General features: G+C 77.1%; 20 protein-coding genes. 13 read left to right on the forward strand and 7 right to left on the reverse strand.

Going from position 1 to position 21,577, the window contains the following annotated elements; translation table 11 throughout:
* A partial coding sequence (locus tag LO771_RS29090) for a 2-oxoacid:acceptor oxidoreductase family protein (protein ID WP_230748034.1) occupies positions 1-418 on the reverse strand: 418 nt, incomplete at its 3' end.
* Positions 419-634: 216 nt separating this feature from the next.
* Here LO771_RS29090 and LO771_RS29095 point away from each other — a divergent pair.
* From LO771_RS29095 to LO771_RS29115, 5 genes are all read left to right on the forward strand, one after another.
* Positions 635-928 carry a DUF6059 family protein gene (locus LO771_RS29095; RefSeq protein ID WP_230747994.1) on the forward strand — a complete coding sequence of 98 codons (294 nt, stop codon included), beginning with the start codon at positions 635-637 and terminating at the stop codon, positions 926-928.
* A gap of 101 nt (positions 929-1,029) precedes the next feature.
* Entirely contained in the window at positions 1,030-2,784 is a 1,755-nt protein-coding gene (locus tag LO771_RS29100; protein WP_230747996.1) for an AMP-binding protein, read from the forward strand.
* Positions 2,781-4,586, forward strand: coding sequence for an acyl-CoA dehydrogenase (locus tag LO771_RS29105; RefSeq protein WP_230747998.1), 1,806 nt, complete (start codon positions 2,781-2,783; stop codon positions 4,584-4,586). Before LO771_RS29100 ends, LO771_RS29105 begins: the two co-directional genes overlap by 4 nt.
* On the forward strand, positions 4,583-5,434 hold the full coding sequence (locus tag LO771_RS29110) for a 4'-phosphopantetheinyl transferase superfamily protein (protein ID WP_230748002.1): 852 nt from the start codon (positions 4,583-4,585) through the stop codon (positions 5,432-5,434). The genes LO771_RS29105 and LO771_RS29110 overlap by 4 nt, the downstream gene beginning before the upstream one ends.
* A gap of 123 nt (positions 5,435-5,557) precedes the next feature.
* Complete coding sequence (locus LO771_RS29115) at positions 5,558-6,163, forward strand: DNA-binding response regulator (RefSeq protein ID WP_230748004.1); 606 nt, start codon at positions 5,558-5,560, stop codon at positions 6,161-6,163.
* 24 nt (positions 6,164-6,187) lie between these two features.
* Here the strand turns inward: LO771_RS29115 and LO771_RS29120 are convergent, their stop codons facing one another.
* From LO771_RS29120 to LO771_RS29135, 4 genes are all read right to left on the reverse strand, one after another.
* Positions 6,188-8,566, reverse strand: coding sequence for a sensor histidine kinase (locus LO771_RS29120; RefSeq protein WP_230748006.1), 2,379 nt, complete (start codon positions 8,564-8,566; stop codon positions 6,188-6,190).
* A 52-nt stretch (positions 8,567-8,618) separates the two neighbouring features.
* The gene (locus tag LO771_RS29125; RefSeq protein WP_230748008.1) at positions 8,619-9,299 is read right to left on the reverse strand and encodes a hypothetical protein; all 681 of its coding nucleotides are present in this window, start codon (positions 9,297-9,299) and stop codon (positions 8,619-8,621) included.
* Between the two features lie 68 nt (positions 9,300-9,367).
* Entirely contained in the window at positions 9,368-11,590 is a 2,223-nt protein-coding gene (locus LO771_RS29130) for a TOMM precursor leader peptide-binding protein (protein ID WP_230748014.1), read from the reverse strand.
* A 59-nt stretch (positions 11,591-11,649) separates the two neighbouring features.
* Positions 11,650-11,814, reverse strand: a complete 165-nt coding sequence (locus tag LO771_RS29135) for a hypothetical protein (protein ID WP_230748015.1) — start codon at positions 11,812-11,814, stop codon at positions 11,650-11,652.
* Between the two features lie 298 nt (positions 11,815-12,112).
* On the opposite strand from LO771_RS29135, the gene LO771_RS29140 reads away from it, so the two are divergent.
* On the forward strand, positions 12,113-12,931 hold the full coding sequence (locus tag LO771_RS29140) for an AfsR/SARP family transcriptional regulator (RefSeq protein ID WP_230748017.1): 819 nt from the start codon (positions 12,113-12,115) through the stop codon (positions 12,929-12,931).
* Positions 12,932-13,002: 71 nt separating this feature from the next.
* Here the strand turns inward: LO771_RS29140 and LO771_RS29145 are convergent, their stop codons facing one another.
* The gene (locus tag LO771_RS29145; protein ID WP_230748019.1) at positions 13,003-13,710 is read right to left on the reverse strand and encodes an alpha/beta hydrolase; all 708 of its coding nucleotides are present in this window, start codon (positions 13,708-13,710) and stop codon (positions 13,003-13,005) included.
* A gap of 115 nt (positions 13,711-13,825) precedes the next feature.
* Positions 13,826-14,335: a flavin reductase family protein gene (locus LO771_RS29150; RefSeq protein ID WP_230748021.1), complete on the reverse strand. Its 510-nt coding sequence runs from the start codon at positions 14,333-14,335 to the stop codon at positions 13,826-13,828.
* A gap of 237 nt (positions 14,336-14,572) precedes the next feature.
* Here LO771_RS29150 and LO771_RS29155 point away from each other — a divergent pair, with 237 nt between their 5' ends.
* The 7 genes from LO771_RS29155 to LO771_RS29185 all read left to right on the forward strand — a co-directional run bounded on the left by LO771_RS29155 (position 14,573) and on the right by LO771_RS29185 (position 21,522).
* Positions 14,573-15,829, forward strand: coding sequence for a nucleotide disphospho-sugar-binding domain-containing protein (locus LO771_RS29155; protein WP_230748023.1), 1,257 nt, complete (start codon positions 14,573-14,575; stop codon positions 15,827-15,829).
* Positions 15,826-16,977, forward strand: a complete 1,152-nt coding sequence (locus LO771_RS31555; protein WP_230748025.1) for an acyl-CoA dehydrogenase family protein — start codon at positions 15,826-15,828, stop codon at positions 16,975-16,977. The genes LO771_RS29155 and LO771_RS31555 overlap by 4 nt, the downstream gene beginning before the upstream one ends.
* Positions 16,978-16,990: 13 nt before the next feature.
* Positions 16,991-17,764, forward strand: coding sequence for a cyclase family protein (locus tag LO771_RS29165; protein ID WP_230748027.1), 774 nt, complete (start codon positions 16,991-16,993; stop codon positions 17,762-17,764).
* Positions 17,761-18,504 carry an alpha/beta fold hydrolase gene (locus LO771_RS29170; RefSeq protein ID WP_230748029.1) on the forward strand — a complete coding sequence of 248 codons (744 nt, stop codon included), beginning with the start codon at positions 17,761-17,763 and terminating at the stop codon, positions 18,502-18,504. Before LO771_RS29165 ends, LO771_RS29170 begins: the two co-directional genes overlap by 4 nt.
* Positions 18,505-18,645: 141 nt before the next feature.
* Entirely contained in the window at positions 18,646-19,914 is a 1,269-nt protein-coding gene (locus tag LO771_RS29175) for a beta-ketoacyl synthase (RefSeq protein WP_230748031.1), read from the forward strand.
* A complete protein-coding gene (locus LO771_RS29180; protein WP_230748032.1) occupies positions 19,911-21,182 on the forward strand; it encodes a ketosynthase chain-length factor in 1,272 nt (423 codons plus the stop codon). The genes LO771_RS29175 and LO771_RS29180 overlap by 4 nt, the downstream gene beginning before the upstream one ends.
* A gap of 82 nt (positions 21,183-21,264) precedes the next feature.
* Entirely contained in the window at positions 21,265-21,522 is a 258-nt protein-coding gene (locus LO771_RS29185; RefSeq protein WP_230748033.1) for an acyl carrier protein, read from the forward strand.
* Positions 21,523-21,577: the final 55 nt, after the last annotated feature.

Genomic DNA, 21,577 nt, shown 5'->3' on the forward strand with positions numbered 1-21,577 from the left:
CCAGCGAGCCGTCCTCCAGCGGGTCGGCCGCGTAGCCGACCTTGGCCAGGGCGCGCCTGGTGAACTCGTCGGTGTTGACGATGACCTCGGCGCCGCGCGGCACGTCCGCCAGGTTGGCCTTGAGCGCCGCCGGGTTCATCGCCACCAGCACGTCGGGCGCGTCGCCGGGGGTGAGGACGTCGTGGCCGGCGAAGTGCAGCTGGAAGGACGACACCCCGGGCAGCGTGCCGGCGGGGGCGCGGATCTCGGCGGGGAAGTCCGGCAGCGTGCGCAGGTCGTTGCCGAAGGACGCGGTCTCCGACGTGAAGCGGCCCCCCGTCAGCTGCATGCCGTCCCCCGAGTCGCCGGCGAACCGGATCACCACCGCGTCCCGGCGCCGCACCGGCTTGCCGCCGCCGGTGTCCGCCCCGCTCTTCATCGCCTCGACCAGCACCTGAACCGTGCCCTCCTCGCCCGCGCCCCGTGCGCGACTGGTCCGGACGCTGCCCGGCCGCGTTAGCACCCGGCTCGAGCAGACCTGGACCGGCGGGCTCCGGCCGCCCGCGGTGCCGCGTCGACCGGGACTCGAGCCGGGCGCCCCATCCTCCGGTCCTCCCGGGCGCCGCCCGCCGTCCGGAGGAAGGGGAGGATCGACATGCCCGGTTCGGGATGGATGCGCCGGCTCGCCCGCGGCTGCCTGCGGTCCCTGCTCGACGGCCTCATGGTCCTCGGCGGTGTGGACATGTACCTGGAGGCGCGGTCCCGGAGCCGCACGGCGGCCTGGTCCCCCGCGGCCGGCCACGGCCCGGTGTTCCCGTCCGGGACGGTCGGGCCGCCGCCCGGGCACCCGGAGCGGATGCGGCCCGACCTGCCGCTCAGCGACATCGAGCTGGCGCTGCTGCGCGAGCTGGCCCGGGCGGACCGGATGCGGCACGGGGGGCACTGGTGAGGCGTCAGCAGGGTTCGAGCAGCCGTCGAGGCCGCGCGCGCATCGTTGTCCCACGGGCCGGCCGTGCGACCGGCCGTGCGACCGGCGGGGAGGGTTGAGGGATGTCGGTACCTGCGAGCCTCACCGAGGCCCTGCTGGAGCGCTGCGCCGACGACGCGGGGGCCACCGCCCTGGTCGTCCCCGGCGGCGGCGCGGCGGCCGCCGGGCGGCTGCTGTCCTACGGCGAGCTCGACCGGCGGGCCCGGTCCCTGGCGGCCCGGCTGCAGCGGGACGGCCAGGCCGGCCGCCCGGTGCTGGTCCCGATGACGGCCGACGGGCCGGAGCCGGCCGTGGCGGTGCTGGGCTGCCTGTACGCGGGCGCGGTCGCGGTGCCGGTGCCGCCGCCCGGGGACTCCCGGGCGGACCTGGAGCGGACCGCCGCCATCGCGGAGGAGACCGGCGCCGGCCTGGTCCTCACCCGGGCCGCCTCGGCGCCCGCGGTCTCCCGGCAGTTCACCGCCCGCGGGACCGGCTCCCCGGTCTGCCTGGCGGTCGACCACGGGGCGGCGCCCGATCCCGGGGAGTGGCGGCCCCCGCGGCTGGCCGGGGGCGACCCGGCGCTGATCCAGTACACCTCGGGCAGCACCGCGGCCCCGCGGGGCGTGACGGTGACCCAGTCCGGGCTGCTGGCCGCCGTGGCGGCGGCACAGGCGGCGCTGCGGACCGGCCGCGCCTCGCGGATCGGGGGCTGGCTCCCGCTCCACCACGGACCGGCCCTGGTCGCCCAGCTGCTGCACCCGCTCCGGCTGGGCGCGGCCGCGGTGCTCCCCGGCGGGCACGCGGCGGACCGGCCGCTGCACTGGCTGGCGGAGACCGCCCTGCACGGCGTCACCGCCGTCCTCGCACCGGACTCGGTGTACGCGCGCTGCCTGGCCGAGGCGACCGACGCCGACCTGGAGCGGCTGGACCTCTCCCGGCTGGAGACCGCGGTCAGCGCGACCGAGCCGGTGTCCGCCGCCGTGCTCACCGCGTTCGCGGCCCGCTTCGCCCGCGCCGGGCTGCGGCCGGGCGTCCTGGCCTGCGGCTACAGCCCGGCCGAGGCCTGCCTGTCCGCGGTCGGGGCGGTCGGCGACGGGTCCGTGCGGCGCAGCGCGGACGCGGCGGAGCTGGAGGCCGGACGGCTGCGGCCGGCCGCCCCGGGGGCGCGGGCCCGCGCCGTGGTGGGCGGCCGTCCGGTGCCGGCGGTCGAGATCCGGGTGGTCGACCCCGCGTCCCGTGCCGAGCTGCCCGACGGGGCGGTCGGCGAGGTCTGGGTGCGGGGCCCCTCGGTGGGCGCCGGGTACTGGCGGCGTCCGCTGGAGACGGCGGAGAGCTTCGGCTGCGCCACGGCCGCCGGCGCCGGGGGCTTCCTGCGCACCGGCGACCTCGGGGCGCTGTGGGACGGCGTGCTCTACGTCACCGGGCGGACCAGGGACACGCTGACGGTGCACGGCCGTGCGCTGCACCCGCAGGAGGTCGAGCGGCTGCTGGCCGGCGGGCCGCGGCTGGTGTCGGCGGCGGTCTTCGCGGTCGGCGACGGCCTGGAGCACCTGGTGGCGGTCCAGGAGGTGCGCGGCTCCGCCGTCTCCTCCGCCGAGCTGTCCGGGGCCGCCCGACAGGTCCGCCGCTGCCTGGCCGAGGAGTTCGGGGCGACGGCCGACGGGCTGCTCCTGGTGCGGCCGGGGACCGTCCGCAGGGCGACGGCCGGGCGGGTCAGCCGCTCGGTGGTGCGCGAGCTCTTCCTGCGCGGCGAGCTGCGCTCCCTGCACACCGAGCTGAGTCCGGGTCTGGCCGACTGGCTGGCCGGTGCGGCGGGCGCCGGGAGGGGGCTCCGGTGAGCGGGCGGCTCGCGGCGCCGCCGGGGAGCGGGACGGCGGCCGCGGGGGCGGAGACGGCGGCGGAGACGCAGGCGGAGGCGGCCGCGGAGGCGGAGGTCCGCCGGCGGGTCGCCCGCTGGGAGCGGCGGCTGGGGGACCCGTACGACCCCGCCAACCCGGCGGGGTTCCGCACGGTGCTGGCGGCCGAGGAGCGGCGGGAGCTGCCCGGCGCCGCCGAGGAGCTGCTGGCCGACGGGGGGTTCGGGGCGGAGCTGGTCCCGGTGGGCCTGGGCGGCCGGCTGGACCGGGCGGACGTGCTGGCGCGGGTCATCCGGCCGGTGTTCCGCCGCGACCTGGGCCTGGGCATCGGCCACGGCCTGGGCTCGCTGTTCGCCGCCTCGCCGGTGTGGGCGGCGGGCTCCGCCGGGCAGCGGGCCCGTCTCGCCGCGCTGCTGTGCGGCGGCGGGCGCGCAGCGGTCGTGCACCACGCCCTGGCGCACGGCAACGCGCTGCTCGCCGGGGAGGTCTCCGCGGTCCCGGACGGCGGCGGCTTCCGGCTGGGCGGCCGCAAGGAGGTGGTCATCAACGCGGTCCGGGCGGAGGCGCTGGTGGTCTACGCCCGGACCGGCCGGGTGCCGGGCCCGGGGAGCCACTCGGTGCTGCTGCTGGAACCGGGCGGCCCGGCGGGCCGGGGGCTGCGCGGGCTGGCCCGGCAGGCCACCCCGGGGCTGCGCGGCTGCCACTTCTCGGGCCTGGAGTTCGACGGCTGCCGGGTGTCGGCGGAGGCGCTGGTCGGGGAGCCGGGTGACGGCGTGCGGCTGGCGCTGCGCAGCTTCCAGCTGCACCGCCCGCTGGGCGCGGCGTCCGTGGTGGCCGCCGTGGACCCGGTGCTGCGCGCCGCGGCGCGGGCCGCCGCCGGGAGCGGGGGCCGGCCGGGGCGCCGCCGCCACGGGCCGCTGCTGGCGGGCGTCCTCGCCGACCTGCTGGTCTGCGACATCCTGTCCGTCGTGGTGCTGCGCGCCCTGCACCTGCTCCCGGACCGCGTCCAGCTGGCGGCGGCGGAGGTGAAGTACCTGGTGCCCGAGATGCTGCGGGAGGACCTGGAGGAGCTCGCCACCGTGCTGGACGCCACCGGCAGCCGCGGCGAGCTGGACCGCGCCGTGTGGGCCAAGCTGATGCGGGACCTGCCCACGGCGTGGCTGGGGCACGCCGGCACCGCGGCGTGCCAGAGCGTGGTCATCCCGCAGCTGCCCTGGCTGGCCCGCACCTCGTGGTTCCGCGGGGACGAGCCGCCGGACGGGCTCTTCCGCCCCGGCGCGCCGCTGCCCGACCTGGACCTCGGCGCGCTGAACGCGGGCGGCGGTCCGGACTTCCTCGCGGCGGCGCTGGTGTGCGCCGCCGGCCGGCTGCGGGAGGGCGCCGCCGGGGGCGCGTACGCGGAGGTGCTGGGGCGGCTGGCCGCGGCCTTCGTCGAGGAGCTCGGCGAGCTGCGGCGGAGCTGCGCGGCGGTCGAGCCGGGGGACCTCGGGGCGCTGGCCAGTGCCCGGATGTGCGCGCTGGCCGACCGGCACGCCCTGCTGGGCGCCGCAGGTGCCGCGCTGGGGTTCTGGGAGCGGAACCGGGACGGCGGCGGCTTCCTGGCCGATCCGGCCTGGCTGGTGCTGGCGCTGCTGCGGCTCGGCCGCAGGCTCTCCCTGGCCGCGCTGCCCGAGCCCCCGGCGGGCTGCACGGAGCGGGTGCTGGCGGAGGTGCTGCGCCGGCTGCGCGAGGCGCGGGGGTACGACCTGTACGGGGAGCCGGTGGCGGGGGGGAGCCGGTCGTGAGCGGGACGTCGTCGGAGGCGGCCGGCAGCGGGCCGGTGATCGCCGAGCCGATCGAGGTGGCCGACACCGCGGGGCCGTGGGCCCGGGTGCGCCAGTCGGTCGCCTGGTACGGCCAGGTGGTGGTGTACGCCGCCTGGCAGGGCTGGATCCCGGCCGCGCTCGCCGACCCGGAGCTGCGCACCCTGCTGGGCAGCCGGGACTGGCAGCGGCTGAGCGGGCTGGCCGCGCCCGAGGCCCGTGCCCGGTTCGCGGCCTCCCGGCTGATGATGCGCTACACGGCGGGCGCGGCTCTGCAGGTGCCGCCGGACAGCGTCGAGCTGGCCTACAAGCCCGGCGGCAGGCCGTACCTGCGCGGGTGCGACCAGCTGGACGTGAGCCTGAGCCACACCGGGGACCTGGTGGTGGTGGCGCTGAACCGCCGGGGGCGGATCGGTGTGGACACCGAGCCGGCGGACCGGCGCATCCGGTACACGGCGGTCGAGCGGCACCTGTGCATCCCGGCGGAGCGCCGGGTGCTGGCGGAGCTGCCCGAGGAGGAGCAGGAGCGGGAGCTGCTGCGCATCTGGACCCTCAAGGAGGCGTACACCAAGGCGCTGGGCCAGGGCATGCGGATGGGGTTCAACCAGTTCGGCTTCGTCGGCGGGGCGCTGCTGCTGCCGGGCGGCCGGCCCGCGTCCAGCGGTGAGTGGGCCTTCGCCACCTTCGAGCTGCTCGGGTCGTACCTGGTGAGCGTCGCGTGCTGCGACACCGGCTTCGAGCCGGGGAGCGACCTGACCATCGGGACCGTGCTCGACGAAGGGCTGATGGGCGAGATCCTCGACCTGTTCCGGGAGCCGCCGGGCACGTGAACGGCCGGTTGCGGCCGCGTCGCAGGATCGGTGCCATTGGGAGAGCGGGCACGCCCCGCGAGTGATCTGCGCCATAATCCGTTGACGAAAGATCACCAGACGCCCACATCTCCGGGGGGGACCATGGTCAGGATACTGATCGCCGAGGACATGCACATGCTGCGCAAGGCCCTGGTCTCGCTGCTGGAGCTCGAGCCGGACATCGAGGTGGTGGCGGAGCTGTCCTCCGGTTCCGACGTGGTGCCGACCGCCCGGGCCCTGCGGCCCGACGTCGCGGTGCTCGACATCGACCTCCCGGGGACCGACGGGATCACCGCGGCCGGGGAGCTGCACGCCGCCGTGCCCGACTGCAGCACCCTGATCCTCACCAGCCTCGGCAGACCGGGCAACCTGCGGCGTGCGCTGGCCGCCCACGTCTCGGGCTTCCTGCTCAAGGACATCGAGCCGGACCAGCTCAGCTCGGCGATCCGCAAGGTCGCCGCGGGGCAGCGGGTCATCGATCCCGAGCTCGCCCTGAGCGCGCTGGACAGCGGCGCCTCGCCGCTCACCGACCGCGAGCTGGAGGTCCTGCGCCACGCGGCGGAGGGGATGGACGTCGCCCAGATCGCGGCGGGCCTGCACCTGTCCGCGGGCACGGTGCGCAACTACCTGACCAACGTGGTGAGCAAGCTCAACGCCCGCAACCGGGTGGACGCGATCCGGATCGCCACCGTGGCGGGCTGGCTCTGAGCCCGGCGGCCCGGCCGGGCGGGCTCAGCCCGCGGTGACCGCCGTCGCGCGGTCCGCCGTCACGATGTCGACCTGGACGGTGAACCAGCCCTCCCGCCCGGGCCCGGCCGTGAGCCGGCCGTTGACGTCCCGGACCCGGCGGGCGAGGCTGTGCAGACCGCTCCCCCCGTCCCGGTCGCGCGGCCCGGACTCCGCGGGGGCGCCGTCGTTGGCCAGGGTGAAGCGCACCGTCCCGTCCCGCCGCTCGCCGGTGACCACGCACCGCCGGGCCCTGCTGTGCCGCAGCAGGTTGGTCACCCCCTCGCGCAGGACCGTGGCCAGCACCGTGTCCACCTCGGCCGGCAGCGGGCCGCAGTCCAGGCGCACGGTGGTCTCGACGCCCGCCCGGTCGAGCACGGCCCGGGCAGCCTCCGCCTCGGCCGCCAGGGAGATCGCGTGGTACCCGCCCGCGACCGCCTGGATGTCGGCCAGCGCCTGACGCGAGGTGCACAGGATCTCGGCGATCTCCTGCTGCGCGCGTGCCGGGGCACCGGGGATCAGCCGGTAGGCGAACTCGCACTTGAGCGTGATGGTCGACAGGCTGAAGCCCATGAGGTCGTGCAGGTCGCGGGCGAAGCGCAGCCGCTCCTCGGCCACCGCCAGCCGCGCCTCCTCGGCGCGGGACCGGTGCAGCTCGCCGATCAGGTCCTTGGTGCGGGACAGGCTGAAGACCACCAGTCCGCACATCACCGCCGAGACGGTGAACGACCCGATCAGCGAGGGGTCGGTGCCGACCGCGAGCAGGACGGCCGCGTTGCCGGCCACCGCCGCGCCGGACAGCGGCCAGGCCAGCCCCGGGGGTGAGAGCAGCAGCACCGAGCCCACGACGAACCCCGGCAGGCCCAGCCACGCCTGTCCGAGCACGGCGAACGGCGCGTACGAGAGGACGGCCTGCAGGACGAGCAGGCCCAGGCGGTGCCGGTCGGCCCACGGCAGCCGGTCGGGGAACGAGCGGACCAGCTGCAGGGCCGTGATCAGGGCCAGCAGCGGCACCGCCGTGGCCGACGCCGCGGTGGACAGCCCCGCCTCCAGCAGGTAGGCGGCGTCCACGACGAAGTAGCCGAGGAGGACCGCCACCGTGATGGCGGCGGCCGTGCGCGGCGCGGGGTCGCTGCGGGCCGGCTCCCGGGACCGGCCGGGCCGTCCGGGCGCCTCCGGGGGCGCCGCGCCGTCCCCGCCCCGGCGCGCGGGGGCGCCGGCCGGCTCCTCCTCGTCGAGCGCGACCGACGCCTCGAGCCGGAACCAGCCGTCCCCGCCGACGCCGGCGGTGAGCGTGCCGCCGATCCGGGCGAGCTGGCCCGCCAGGCTGCCGAGGCCGCCGTCGCCGCTCCCGGCCTCCGGGCCGCCGGGCCGGCCGGCGCCGTCGTTGCCCAGGGCGAAGGTGACGGTGCGTCCGCTGCGGACGGCCTCGATCGAGCACCGCTCGGCCCTGCTGTGCCGCAGCAGGTTGGTCAGGCCCTCGCGCAGGACGGAGGCCAGCACCGCGTCCACCCCGGGGGGCAGCCGGCCGCAGTCGAGCCGCGCGGACGCGCGGACGCCGACGGCGGCGAGCATGGAGACCGCCGCCTCCGCCTCCGCGGCCAGGGACGTCTCCCGGTAGCCGCGGGCCACGGTCCGGATGTCCGCGAGGGCCTGCCGGGAGGTGCGCAGCGCCTCCGCGAGCTCCAGGCGGGCCTGGTCGGGCCGGGCCTCCACCGAGCCCTGGACCAGTTCGCACTTCATGGTGATCAGCGACAGGCTGAGCCCCAGCACCTCGTGGAGGCTGCGGGCGAAGCGCAGCCGCTCGGCGTCCAGCGCGAGCCTGGCCACCTCGGCCCTGGCCCGGCGCACCTCGGCGACCAGGAGGGTCATCCGGGAGACGCCGAACACGCCCATCGCACTGATCGAGGTGGAGATCGCGGTCAGCAGCACGTCCCCGTCCTCGGCGCCCAGCCGGCGGGCGATCAGGGTGGTGGCGCCGACGACCGCGGCGAACAGCGGCCAGGCCGCGGCCCCGGGCAGGAGCAGCAGCACCGAGCCGGCCAGGAAGCAGGGCATGCCCAGCCAGGCCTGGCCGAACGCGGCGAACGGCACGAAGGTGAGGGCGGCCTGGAGCCCCAGGGTCCGGCGGGGGTGGCGGCTCAGCCGGGGCAGCAGCCGGGGGAAGGAGTGGCCGAGCTGCAGGGCGACGATCGCGGCGAAGGCCGCCGTGGCGGCGCCGAGCCGCCACGGACCGGGGTCGGCCGCGAGCACGTAGCCGATGTCGACCGAGATGATCCCCAGCAGGACGGCCAGGGTGACCGCGACCGCCATCCTGGGGGCGAGCTCCGACGCACCGGACCCTGCGGACGGCACGTCGGCACGGTTGACCTCATGGCGCTTCAACTATCCTCCGCGGTTCGAGGACCGGGCACCTCGCCGACAAGCCGGATGATAATCACGTTGAGGGGTACTCGTCATCGAAGTCGGAAACCGACGCCATCCCGGCAGCGACCAGATAGGCGACGCCGGCGGCCGCCACGTGCTCCGGCAGGGCCAGCTGGGGCAGCCGGGCGGCGGCCCGCAGGTCCGGCGGGACCAGCCCCGCCCGGCCGTCGATCAGGCACACGGCCTCGGGGCGGTGCAGCTCGACCCGGTGGCGGGAGCGCGGGGACTCCAGGTGGAGCTCGCGGCCGGTGTGGACCAGCCGGGTCGCCGGGAGCAGCCTGGCCCGCCGGCGCCCCGCCCCGGGCGGCAGCGCCCGGGGCGAGAAGCGGGCCTCGGGGGACAGCGGGACCACGGTCAGCAGCGGCATCGCGCCCAGGCTCAGCGTCCGGTCGAGCAGGTGCTGAAGGACGGTCAGGTCGCCGAGCAGGGAGCGCGCGGCGGCGCTGCACCCCTCCGGCTCGGTGTCGTACCCGGGGAAGTCCGGGACCACGTTCCGCAGCGACACCGAGCCGAGGGACATCCTGCGCAGCGCCTCGGCGAGCAGCGGGCTGGGGCCGGGGACCACCAGGTCGCCCCAGTGCGTGCCCAGCACGACCGCGTCACCGGCCCCCCGGCCGGCCTCCACCGTCGTGTCCTCCCGCAGCGACCAGGTCTCGTGGAACTCGAGGGGGGCCAGTCGGTCGATGCGCATGCGGCGGTCCAAGGCGGTGAGTGGCGGGCCGAGTCGGCGGGACGTGCCCGTGCGCCTCGACGGGCCGTTCAGAGGAAGAACGGCACGGGGTTGAGGTCCTCGTAGCGGGTGGGCCCGGCGGTGCGGCCCAGGGCGGCAGGGACGTCGAAGAGGCGTCCGGGGGCGAACCGGCTCCAGTGCGGGCGCAGGCCCGGCACGATCACCTTGACCACCGGGAGCCCCACGTCGGGCCGGGTCTGGTCGAGGACCAGCAGCTCCATCCCGTGGGACCGCACCAGCTCCTCGGCCGCGGCGAGGTCGTCGCGCAGGTCGGTGCGCGGCGTGTACGGGTGGTGCCCGGGCCGCACCGCGGGCTCCGCCGGGTCGGGCAGCAGGTAGGGCAGCCCGGCGGCGGTGGCCGTGCGCATCCAGCTCAGCGTCTCCGGGTCCGAGGTGCCGTACCCGGTGCCGTCGGCGCGGGCCTCCACCACGTACGGCAGCAGCTGGTTGACCTCGGTCAGCGCGCGGCGCAGGGCCAGCCCGGGGTCGAAGTGGGCGCCGAACCCGAGCACGATGTCCTCCTGCGGCTTGTCGGTGCGCCGGGAGAGCGCCGCCATGACCGGGATGCCCAGGTCGGAGGTGAGGTCCAGGGCCCAGACCTCCCGGCCCAGGTCCCGGTGGACCCGGCGCAGCTCCGCGGTCCAGGGGTCGCCGAAGGCCTCCAGGTCCACTCCGGGCTGCCGGGTGCGGTTGTACCACCACAGGGCGAGGGCGTCCCGCTCGACCAGTTCGAGGAAGCCCTGGAGCACGGCGTCCTCCAGGCTGCCGCCCGCGGCGTTGCCGTTGGAGTTGGCGGCGCAGTAGAACCGGCCGGCCGGCTGGGGCACGTTGTAGTAGAGCAGCGCCGTGGGCAGGAGCCGCTGCCGCTGCCCGGTGAGCGACCACACCGGCGACCAGTCGATCTCGTCGTCCGGGTCGAAGGGGTCGCAGACCTGGTGGAACGGGCCGTGCTCGGCGTTCCAGGCCTCCCGGCCGGGGAACTGCCGGGGGTCGTAGAGCTGCACGGCGTCCGGGGAGAGCGCCCGGTCGCCGAGCGAGCGGAGGCTGCCGCGGACGACCGGCTCGCCGCCCTGGAGGTAGCCGGAGTGCCGCTCCAGCGCCTCGGCCAGGGCGCCGGCCCTGGCCTGGAGCGCCGTGGCGCCCTTGCCGCCGCTCGTGCTGCGGAGCCCCGCCCGGACCGAGCCCAGGCCGCGGGGGTCGCCGACCGGGTTGTGGCCGGCGTGGAAGGAGTTGAGGAAGGCCGGGCCGCGCGGGTCCTGGCGGATCTCCTTGACCAGGCCGGTGACCGGGTCGACCAGGTGCCCGTAGCGGTCCAGCAGCTGCTGGGCGGTCAGCGCCCGGTGGCCGCCGCCGTCGGTCTCCTGCTTGGGCCGCGAGGAGAGGACCACCGGCGCCAGGGCCCGGGCGGCCGTCAGGCCGGGGTCGCCGCAGGCCGCGCACTGCGGGCGGCGGGCCACCGGGTGGTGGCCGCCCTCCAGGGTGAGGCCGTCGAGCGTCCACAGGGCGGCCTGCCCCGGATGCCGGTGGCCGGCCAGCCACTTGCTCGCCTCCAGCACGGCGAGCTGCAGTCCGGCCTGCTGGGCGGCGGGGAGCGAGCAGGTCGCCCGGGGCACCGGCCCCGACCGCCGGAGCATGTGCTGGACGTGGGCCTCCGCCGGCCGCCCGCGCCACAGCCGGTCGGCGAGGCAGGACCAGCAGGGGCCGTCGGCGCTGCCGAGGAACGGCCCGATCCACACCTCGGTGCCGTTGGTCTTCACCGGCAGCCAGGGCCGCCCGGCCGCCCGGTGCGCCGCGTCGACCCGCTCCAGGTCGGGCTGGAGGTAGTCGTCGCAGAGCACCACGGTGAGGTCGGCGGCGGCGGACCGGCCGGCCGGCACCGTGCGCAGGCCCGCCGCCGCGAGGGCGGCGTGCAGCCCCTCCGACTGCACGCCGCCGACGGCCGCCGCGTGGACCGCCGCGGTGCTCAGGGCGGCCGTCGCGGCGGCCCCGTCGAGGCCGGCGGCCTCCCAGTAGGCCTGCCCGGCGGAGAGCGGGCCCGGGGCGCGCTCGGACAGCAGTCCGGCCGCGGCGAGCCGGGAGAGCAGGCGGGTGGCCTGCTCGGCCGGCAGGGCGTCGGAGGCGTCGCGGACGACCTCCTCCAGGCGCCGGGTGCCGTCCAGCAGCGGCGCGATCCTGGCGACCTGCTCGCCGTGCAGAGCGGTCACCCGCTGGTCGGAGATCAGGTACACCGCCTCGCCCGGCACCTGCTCCATGCGCAGGTGCGGCTTGAATCCCAGGACCGGCGCTCCGGCCCCGCTCCGGCCGCCTCCCATCAGACCGCGGGGGCGGTGCCGCCGGCGGAGCGGTCGGCGTCGGGTGCGACGCACAGTACGCAGATGCAGATGAGGTTGGACGGGTCGTCCGTGAAGCTGAGGGCGCTCTGGCCGAGGTCCTCGATGATCAGGTCGTCGCCGGTCGGCTTCAGGCTTGCAGACATGGTCGCGTCGTCCCCTCCGGTCGGGAAGAGGCCGGGGCGATCGCCCCGGCCGAGGCATCCTGCGGTCGAGTCCCGCTGGTGCCGGCGACGAAGAGTCTGCGCCCGGCGGCTCGGGCCGGACCAGTGTCGTCCGCACAGGTTGACCGTGAAATCTTCACGTCCCGGCGCGGACGGAACGCACACCGGGTTCGGGAGGCCGGCACTGGTCGGCGCCGGGCCGCGGCTGCCATGTTCAAGGGGTTGTGGAAATCCGGGGCGCCAGTCCGGGCGCCCACCCGACCGCACGCGGAGGATACCCATGGACATCAAGGTGCTGGGCCCGTTGAGGGCCGAGGTGCACGGCAGATCGATCGTGCCGAGCGCGGGGAAGCCGCGGCAGATCCTGGCCCTGCTCGCCGTGTACGCCAACCAGATCCTGCCGGTCCCCGCGCTCATGGAGGAGGTGTGGGGGGCCGACATGCCGCGCAGCGCGCTGACCACGCTGCAGACGTACATCCTGCAGCTGCGCCGGCTGCTCGCCGCCGCCTACGGGCCCGACCCGCTGCACGGCCCCAAGGACGTGCTGGCCACCCGGCACGGCGGCTACCTGCTGGAGGTGCAGCCGGGGGCGGTGGACGTCCACGAGTACGACCGGCTGGTGGCGGCCGGACGCGCCGCGGCCGACCGCGGTGAGGACGAGGCGGCGTCGGTGCTCTACCGCGAGGCCCTCTCGGTGTGGCACGGCCCGGCGCTGGTGGACGTCAAGGCGGGGCCGCTGCTGGAGATCGAGCGCGTGCGGCTGGAGGAGAGCCGGCTGGGGGCGCTGGAGCGGCGGATCGACGCCGACCTGCGGCTGGGGCGGCACGACGAACTGCTCTCCGAGCTCACCGCGCTGACCGCCCGCCACCCGCTGCACGAGGGGCTCCACGCGCAGTGCATGGTCGCCCTCTACCGCTCGGGCCGGCAGTGGCGGGCCCTGGAGATCTACCAGGGGCTGCGCGGCTGCCTGGCGGAGGAGCTGGGGCTCGACCCGTCCGCCAGGCTCCAGCGGCTGCACCACGCGATCCTGGCCGGCGACCCCGCGCTGGAGGCGGGCGACCGGAGCCGGCGCCCGATCCTCGACCTCTTCGCCGCCTGAGGCCCCTCCGCCGCCCGACCACCCAGCGCCCGACCGCCGGAGAGCCGGTGCTCCTGCGGGCCGGGCGCGGGTCAGCGGCCGAAGCCCACGGGCAGCGGGGTGCGCAGCGAGCCGCCGGCCGCCATGGCGTCGGTGATCAGGGGGGCGAGCGGCCGGACGCCCAGCGTGCCCAGGACGAAGTCGGCGGTGAGCGCCCAGACGTCCGGCGCCCGGTTGAGCATGAGGTGGTTGGCCCCGCCCACCTCCAGCCGGCAGAGGTCGGGGGTCACCTGCCGGGCCCGCTCGGCATAGGCCAGCGACAGCTCGGGACTGGCCTCGCTGCGGTCCCGGTCCCCGTGGAGGATCAGGACCCTGCGGCCCGCCAGCTGGTCGACCGGGTCGCCGTCCGGCAGCCACGGCGCGACCCCGGCGACGCTCACCACCAGCGGGTGGCCGGCCGCCCAGAACGCGGCCCGGCCGCCGAGCGAGTTGCCGACCAGTGCCACCGGGACGTCGCCGTGGCGCCGCCGGACCTCCTCCAGCGCCCACTGGGCGTCGGCGGCGGTGTGCGCCTCGGCGCCGTTCCAGCCCCGGTACCGGTACCGGAGCACGTGCACGGCGACGCCGGCGGGGCCGCCGACCGCGTTCAGCTGCCCCAGCAGCGGGCGCAGCCCCCACGCGGCGATCCGCAGCGGCCGACGCCGGCTGGCGACCGATCCCCCGGGCAGGGCCAGGGCGACGGCCCTGACGGCGCCGTCGCCCTGGCGCGGGGTCAGCGCGGGCTCGCGCGTGGTCGGCATCTCGGTCCTCCGGCTCGTTCGGGGGTGATCGACGTGTCAGTGCTTCCCGGCGGGACGGAGCATAATCCGCGAGGCGGGAGGAAGTGCACCGCGCACGGGGGCGGCGGCGCGGGGCTCAGCCCGCGGCGCCGAGCAGCTCGCCGGCGCCGTGCCAGACGCCGTAGGCGCCCCGCCGGTGGAGCAGCGGGCGGCGGGGGAAGACCCGGGCGCCCTCCACCCGCCCGATGACGATCCGGTGGTCGCCGGCCTCGACCGTCCGCACGGTGCGGCACTCGGCCCGGCCCAGGACCGGCCCCTCCAGCAGCGGGACGCCGCCGGCCAGGGCGGAGGGCTCCCAGTCCAGTCCCGCGAACCTGTCTCCGGACCGGCCGGCGAAGCGCTGCGCCGTCCGCTCACCGCCCTCGGCGAGCACGTGCACCGCGAAGGCGCCGGTGGCGGCCATCGCCGGCAGGGTCTGCGAGCGCCGGTCCACGCAGACCAGCAGCAGGGGCGGGTCGGCGGACACGGAGGTGAGCGCGCTGCAGGTGAAGCCCCGCGGCCTCCCCTCGGCGTCCAGGGTCGTGACGACGGAGACCGCCGTCGGGAAGGACCCGAACAGCTCGCGGAACGCCTCTGGCTCTACCACTGCCCCACCTCATCCCTGCGCGACGGGCCGGGCGGACCGTCGGGTCCCGGGAGGGTCGGCGCACCGGGTGGACCCCCGCCGGACCGCCGCTGGAACCCCGCCGGAGCCCCGCCGGACCACCGCCGGAGGAGGGCGCCGGGGCGCGCGGCGGGAGCCGTTCGACCGCGCCGCGGTCCGGGCTCGAGCGCCGGCCCCGTCAATGCCTGCAGTCCTCTTGACCAGTCCAGGGTGGTTACCGTGCGCATACTGTTCACGGCGTGGGCCTGGCCCTCGCACGTCTTCCCCATGGTCCCGCTGGCCTGGGCCTGCCAGGCGGCCGGCCACCAGGTCCGCTTCGCCAGCACGGCCTCGGTCACCGAGACCGTCGCCCACGCCGGGCTGACCCCGGTGGAGGTCGGCGCCGACGCGGACCTCCCGGCGATGTCCACGGCCGGCCCGATGGCGGCCTGGCACACCCAGCAGCGCTGGCCCGTCCGGTGGTCCCGGCGCCCGGACCTGCTCGAACCGGGCCAGCGGGCGGTGCTGGACGCCCTCGCGGCCAAGGAGATCGCCATGGCCGAGTCCATGGTGGACGGCCTGGTCGGCTTCGCCCGCCGGTGGGGGCCCGACCTGGTGGTGCACGACGCCGTCAGCTACGCCGGGGCGGTCGCGGGCGCGGTCCTCGGCGTGCCGACCGCCAGCCACATGTGGGGCAGCGTCGACGTGATGCGCAACGAGCGCACACTGACGGGCGAACCGCGCCCCGGGCTGCTCCGGATCTTCGAGCGGTTCGGCGCGGCACCCCGGATCGACCCCGACCTCCGGCTCGACCCCTGCCCGCCGCGGCTGCGGATCCCCGGCGGCGCCGACCGCGCCTCCGTCCGGTACGTCCCGTACAACGGCCCGGGCACGCTGCCCGAGTGGCTGCACGCCCCCGCGGCACGGCCCCGGATCTGCATCACCTGGGGTGTCACCACCGGGCGGATCGGCGGGCCCGGACCGGGCGACCTCCTCCCCCAGGTCATCGAGGCGGCCCAGGGGCACGGCGCCGAGGTGGTGCTCGCGCTCGCCCCGGGCCAGCGCGACCGGCTCGACGCGCTCCCGGCGGACGTCCGGGCCGTGGAGGGGCTGCCGCTCCATCTGCTCCTGCCCAGCTGCTCGGCCGTGGTGCACCAGGGCGGCGGCGGCACCACCATGACCGCGACCGCGGCCGGCGTGCCCCAGCTCGTCGTCTCGCCGCGGCCCGAGCAGATGCTGACCGGCGACCAGCTGGCCGCCGTCGGCGCCGGGCGCCACCTCGTCCGCAACGAGCTGCTGCGGGAGCCCGACCCGGTGCCGCTGCTGCGCAAGGAGATCGCGGCGCTGCTGGGGGACCCGGACCACCGCGCGGAGGCAGCGGCGCTGCGGGACGAGGTCCGGGCGATGCCGAGCCCGGCGGAGGCGGTCGGCACCCTGGAGCGGCTCGCCGGGTCCCGCCCGGCCGGGTCCGGGGCGCGGGCGGAGGAGGCGAAGTGACCACCGCCGTACGGCGCGGCGGGCCGCGGACGGCCACGCTGCAGGAGGGGGCGCGGACGGCCCGGGACGTGGCGCGGGCCCGCGCGGACGCGGTGGAGGCCGCCCGCGCACTGGACCGGGAGAGCGCCGAGGCGCTGTCCGCGGCGGGCTTCGCCCGCCACTTCGTCCCGGCGCGGTACGGCGGCGCCGAGGGCGGCTTCGCCGACTTCGCCGCCGCCGTCGCCGCGGTCGGCGAGGCCAGCGCCAGCATCGCCTGGTGCGCCTCCGTCTACGCGGCCATGGGGCGGCTCGGCTCGCACCTCCCCGAGGAGGGCCGGCAGGAGCTGTGGCAGGACGGTCCCGACGTCCGGATCGCCGGGTCGATCGCCCCGGCCGGCCGGGTCGCGGACGCCCCCGGGGGCCGGCTGCTCTCCGGGGAGTGGACCTTCGCCAGCGGCGTGGACCACGCCGCGTGGGTCCTCCTCGGGGCGATGGCGCCGGCCGGCGAGGGCCGCCAGTACCGCTTCTTCGCGGTGCCCCGGCGCGACGTCCGCATCGTCGACAGCTGGTTCAACGTGGGCCTGCGCGGGACCGGGAGCCGCACCGTGGTCCTCGACCGCGTCCTGGTCCCGCCGCACCGCTCCTTCGCCCAGCGCGAGCTGATGGCCGGCGCGGCGGAGCCCGCGGCCCGCTGCCACACGGTGCCGTACAAGATGGTCAACGGGCTGAACTTCGTCGCGCCCGCGCTGGGCAGCGCCCGGGCCGGGCTGCGGGCCTGGACCTCCTGGATCGCCGGGAAGACCGAGGTGACCGGGGGCGCGACCCGGGACCGCGGCGCGGTCCGGCTCGCGCTCTCCCGCTCGGCGGCCGAGATCGACCTGGCCCAGCTGCTGGTCGAACGGGCCGCGCGGACCGCCGACCAGGCGCCGCCGACCCCGGACGTGCAGGTGCGCAACCCCCTGGACCTGGCCGTGGCCGCGGAGCTGCTCACCGCCGCCGTGGACCGGCTCTTCCGCCAGGGCGGGGCCCGGGGCCAGGCCGAGGGCTCGGAGCTGCAGCGCGTCTGGCGGGACGTCAACTGCGCCGCTGGGCACGCCGCGCTGCAGTTCGACGCGGCCGGCGACGCCTACGCCGGCCACACGCTCGCCGCCCTCACCCCCCGACCGTGACCCGGAGGCCCCCGTGCACCTGATCGACCTGTCCCAGCCCGTGGACGCCGACGGCTGGGAGCCCGACCCCGTCGTCCACGAGATCATGACCCCGGCGGAGGGCGCCCGCCACATGTGCGAGGAGATGCGGCTCCACTTCGGCATCGAGTTCGACCCCGCCGACCTCCCCGGCGGCGAACTGCTGTCGCTGGACACCCTCACCCTCACCAGCCACACCGGCACCCATGTGGACGCCCCCTCCCACTACGGCTCGGCCGGGGAGTACGGACGGCCGCGCACCATCGACGAGATGCCCCTCGACTGGTTCCTGCGGCCGGCCGTCGTCCTCGACCTCACCGACGCCGGCACCGGCGTGATCGGCGTCGACCGGATCGAGAAGGAGCTGGCCCGGACCGGCTACCGGGTGCAGCCGCTCGACATCGTGCTCCTCCACACCGGGGCCTCCCGCCACGCGGGCACGCCGCGGTACTTCACCGACTTCGCGGGACTGGACGGCCCCGCCGTCGACCACCTCCTCGACCTGGGCGTGCGGGTCATCGGCACCGACGCCTGGAGCCTGGACGCGCCGTTCGGCCACATGATCCGCGCCTACCAGGAGACCGGCGACCCCGCCGTGCTGTGGCCCGCCCACTTCGCCGGGCGGCGCCGGGAGTACTGCCAGATCGAGCGGCTCACCGGGCTGGAGCGGCTGCCGGCCCCGTACGGCTTCCGGGTCAGCGCCCTCCCGGTGAAGATCGCCGGGGCCGGTGCGGGCTGGACCCGGGCGGTCGCCCTGGTGGACGAGTGAGCACCGCACCGCGGCCCTGGCTCTTCTGCTTCCACCACGCGGGCGCCGGCATCTCCTCCTTCGCCCGCTGGCAGGGCGTGGTCGGCGACGCCGCCGACGTGGTCCCGGTCCTGCTGCCCGGCCGGGGCAGCCGGGTCCGCGAGGCCCGGATCACCGACCCCGGGCAGCTGCTGGGCGAGATCGAGGAGCTGATCGGGCCGATGCTCGACCGGCCCTACCTGCTGTACGGGCACAGCCTCGGCGGACTGGTGGCCTACACCTTCGCCCGGACCCGGGCCGCGGCGGGCTCCGAGCCGCCCGCCCTGGTCGCCGTCGGCGCCGTGCTCCCGCCCCACCTCCGCTCCCCCGTGCTGCGCAGCGCCGCGCTGCCCGACCCGGAGCTGCTGGAGCTGCTGGTGGCCTACGGGGCGCTGCCCCCGGAGGCGCTCGACGACCCGGGTCTGTGGTGCCGCCGGGTGGTCCCGGCGCTCCGCGACGACCTGCGGCTCGGGCAGGCCCTGTGCGAGGCCGCCGGCCCCGGGCTCCCGGTGCCGCTGCTGGCGCTCTCCGGCCGCCACGATCCGATCGCGCCGACCGCCGGCATGGCCGAGTGGGCCGGGTACGCGACGGGCGGCTTCCGGCTGCGCACCGTGCCCGGCGACCACTACTTCGTCCGCGGCGGCACGGCGCCCCGGATGCTGCGCGAGGCGGCGGCCCGCCTGCGGGCCCGGACCCTCCGCCCCGAGTCGAGCCGTGTTTGAGGGGGCGGCAGCAAGGTCGTGGCCACAGCGGCACGAGGACACCGACATGAGACAGCACGCCCGACAGAGAGGTGATGCGGCCGTGAAGAGACAGTGCGCCGGGCGGACCCGGGCGGCACAGCTGCGTACGAGGGGGAGCCGATGACCCGGCGGGTGGTCGTCACCGGGATCGGGGTGGTCGCGCCCGGCGGCGTGGGGACCAAGGAGTACTGGTCGCTGCTGACCGCGGGGCGGACGGCGACCCGGGCGATCTCGCTGTTCGACGCCACGCCGTTCCGGTCCCGGATCGCGGCCGAGGTCGACTTCGACCCCGCCCGGGAGGGGCTGACCCCCCAGGAGATCCGCCGGCTGGACCGGGCGGCCCAGTTCGCCCTGGTGAGCGCCCGGGAGGCGGTCGCCGACAGCGGGCTGCGGCCCGAGGGGCTCGACCCCTTCCGCACCGGTGTCGCGGTCGGCAGCGCCGTGGGCGCCACCATGAGCCTCGACACCGAGTACGCGGTGGTCAGCAACGGCGGCGCCGACTGGCTCGTGGACCACCGCTACGCGGTCCCGCACCTGTACGACCACTTCGTCCCCAGCTCCTTCGCCGCCGAGGTGGCCCGGGCCGTCGGCGCACAGGGGCCCGCCGCGGTGGTCTCGACGGGCTGCACCTCCGGGCTCGACGCGGTCGGGCACGCCGTGGAGCTCATCCGCGAGGGCAGCGCCGACGTCATGGTCGCCGGTGCGACCGAGGCGCCGATCTCGCCCATCTCGGTGGCCTGCTTCGACGCCATCAAGGCCACCTCGCCGCGCAACGACGACCCCGCGCACGCGTCGCGGCCCTTCGACCGGACCCGCAACGGGTTCGTGCTCGGCGAGGGCTCCGCGGTGTTCGTCCTGGAGGAGCTGGAGCAGGCGCGGCGCCGGGGCGCCCACGTCTACGCCGAGATCGCCGGCTTCGCGTCCCGCAGCAACGCCTTCAACATGACCGGGCTGCGCCCGGACGGCAGGGAGATGGCCGAGGCGATCCGGACGGCCCTGGACGAGGCCCGGCTGGACCCCACCGCCGTGGACTACGTCAACGCCCACGGCTCGGGCACCAAGCAGAACGACCGGCACGAGACGGCGGCCTTCAAGCGGAGTCTCGGCGCCCACGCTTACGAGACGCCGGTGAGCTCCGTCAAGTCGATGATCGGCCACTCGCTGGGCGCCATCGGCTCGCTGGAGATCGCCGCGTCGGCCCTGGCCATCGAGCACGGCGTGGTGCCCCCGACGGCCAACCTGCACGAGCCGGACCCCGAATGCGACCTGGACTACACCCCGGTCACCGCACGGGAGAAGAGGATCGACACGGTGCTGAGCGTCGGCAGCGGCTTCGGCGGGTTCCAGAGCGCCATGGTGCTCACCCGGCCGGATCGGAGGGCGGCATGAGCCCCGTCGTGGAGGACCGGGCCGCCGCGCGGGCGGCCGCCCGGGAGGTTCCGGGCCGGGACGACCCGGTCGTCACCGGGATCGGCGTCACCGCACCGAACGGCCTCGGCCGGGAGGCCTGGTGGCGTGCCACCCTGGCCGGGACCAGCGGCATCCGCCCGGTCTCCCGGTTCGACGCCGGCCGGTACCCGGCGCGGCTGGCGGGGGAGGTCCCGGGTTTCGACCCGGCCGAGCACATCCCCGGCCGGCTGCTGCCGCAGACCGACCACATGACCCGGCTGGCCCTCACCGCTGCGGCGGAGGCGCTGCAGGACTGCGGCGCCGACCCGGAGCAGCTCCCGGAGTTCGCGGCGGGGGTGGTCACCGCCGCGTCGGCGGGCGGCTTCGAGTTCGGCCAGCGGGAGCTGGAGGCCCTGTGGAGCCGGGGCGGGCAGCACGTCAGCGCCTACCAGTCCTTCGCCTGGTTCTACGCGGTGAACACCGGCCAGATCTCGATCCGGCACGGGCTGCGGGGACCCAGCGGCGTCCTGGTGACCGGGGAGGCGGGAGGCCTGGACGCGGTCGCCCAGGCCGGACGCCAGCTGCGCAAGGGCAGCCGGCTGATCGTCACCGGCGGGGTGGACGGCTCCCTCTGCCCCTGGGGCTGGACCGCGCACCTCGCGGGCGGCCGGATGTCCACGGTGGACGACCCGGCCCGCGCCTACCTGCCGTTCGGCGCCGGGGCGTCCGGCCACGTCGTCGGCGAGGGCGGCGCGATCCTCGTCCTGGAGTCCGCGGAGGCGGCCCGCGAGCGGTCGGCCCGGGTCTACGGCAGCCTGGCCGGGTACGCGGCGACCTTCGACCCGGCCCCGGGCAGCGGCGCGGAACCGGGTCTGCGCCGGGCGGCCGAGCTCGCCCTGGAGCGGGCCGGGGCGGCGCCCGGCACGGTGGACGTGGTCTTCGCGGACGCCGCCGGCGTGCCCGGGCAGGACCGGGCCGAGGCCGAGGCGATCACCGCGGTCTTCGGCCCCCGGGCGGTGCCGGTGACCGCGCCGAAGACCCTGACCGGCCGGCTCGGCGCGGGCGGCGGCTCGCTCGACCTGGCCGCGGCGCTGCTCTCCTTCCGGGACGGCGTCCTGCCGCCCACCGCCGACGTCGGCGCCCTCGCGCCCGGCTGCGACCTGGACCTGGTGACCGGGGCCCGCCACGGCGCCGTCCGCACCGCCCTGGTCCTGGCCCGCGGCCAGGGGGGCTTCAACGCCGCCGCCGTGCTGCGCGCGGCGGACTGAGCGGCCGCCACCGGCGGCCACCGCATCCTCCGGCCGGGGCGAGCCGCCCCGGCCGGCCCCGGACGACCATCGAGAGGACACCATGACCCTGACCGAGCTCACCCAGCTGCTGCGCGAGTGCGCGGGCGAGGACGAGGGCGTCGACCTGGACGGCGACGTGCTCGACACCCCCTTCTCCGAACTGGGCTACGACTCGCTGGCGGTGCTGCAGACCACCGGGCGGATCGAGCGGGACCACGGCATACGCCTGTCGGACGACACCGTCGCCGAGGCGCAGACGCCGCGGCTGCTGCTGGACTTCGTCAACGAGAGCCTGGCGGCGGCCAGATCGGCGGCCTGACCATCGGCGGAGCCCCGGAAACGCCGGCTGCCGGAACCCCGTCGGGGTTCCGGCA

Source organism: Streptacidiphilus sp. ASG 303 (assembly GCF_020991365.1).
Lineage (GTDB): Bacteria > Actinomycetota > Actinomycetes > Streptomycetales > Streptomycetaceae > Peterkaempfera.

What these genes read in the sequence shown, in the direction of transcription:
- LO771_RS29100 (WP_230747996.1), top strand. Translation starts at nt 1,030, where the DNA reads ATGTCGGTACCTGCGAGCCTCACCGAGGCCCTGCTGGAGCGCTGCGCC.
- LO771_RS29185 (WP_230748033.1), top strand. Translation starts at nt 21,265, where the DNA reads ATGACCCTGACCGAGCTCACCCAGCTGCTGCGCGAGTGCGCGGGCGAG.
- LO771_RS29115 (WP_230748004.1), top strand. Translation starts at nt 5,558, where the DNA reads ATGGTCAGGATACTGATCGCCGAGGACATGCACATGCTGCGCAAGGCC.
- LO771_RS29140 (WP_230748017.1), top strand. Translation starts at nt 12,113, where the DNA reads ATGGACATCAAGGTGCTGGGCCCGTTGAGGGCCGAGGTGCACGGCAGA.
- LO771_RS29125 (WP_230748008.1), bottom strand. Translation starts at nt 9,299, where the DNA reads ATGCGCATCGACCGACTGGCCCCCCTCGAGTTCCACGAGACCTGGTCG.
- LO771_RS29180 (WP_230748032.1), top strand. Translation starts at nt 19,911, where the DNA reads ATGAGCCCCGTCGTGGAGGACCGGGCCGCCGCGCGGGCGGCCGCCCGG.
- LO771_RS29130 (WP_230748014.1), bottom strand. Translation starts at nt 11,590, where the DNA reads ATGGAGCAGGTGCCGGGCGAGGCGGTGTACCTGATCTCCGACCAGCGG.
- LO771_RS29175 (WP_230748031.1), top strand. Translation starts at nt 18,646, where the DNA reads ATGACCCGGCGGGTGGTCGTCACCGGGATCGGGGTGGTCGCGCCCGGC.
- LO771_RS29095 (WP_230747994.1), top strand. Translation starts at nt 635, where the DNA reads ATGCCCGGTTCGGGATGGATGCGCCGGCTCGCCCGCGGCTGCCTGCGG.
- LO771_RS29135 (WP_230748015.1), bottom strand. Translation starts at nt 11,814, where the DNA reads ATGTCTGCAAGCCTGAAGCCGACCGGCGACGACCTGATCATCGAGGAC.
- LO771_RS29145 (WP_230748019.1), bottom strand. Translation starts at nt 13,710, where the DNA reads ATGCCGACCACGCGCGAGCCCGCGCTGACCCCGCGCCAGGGCGACGGC.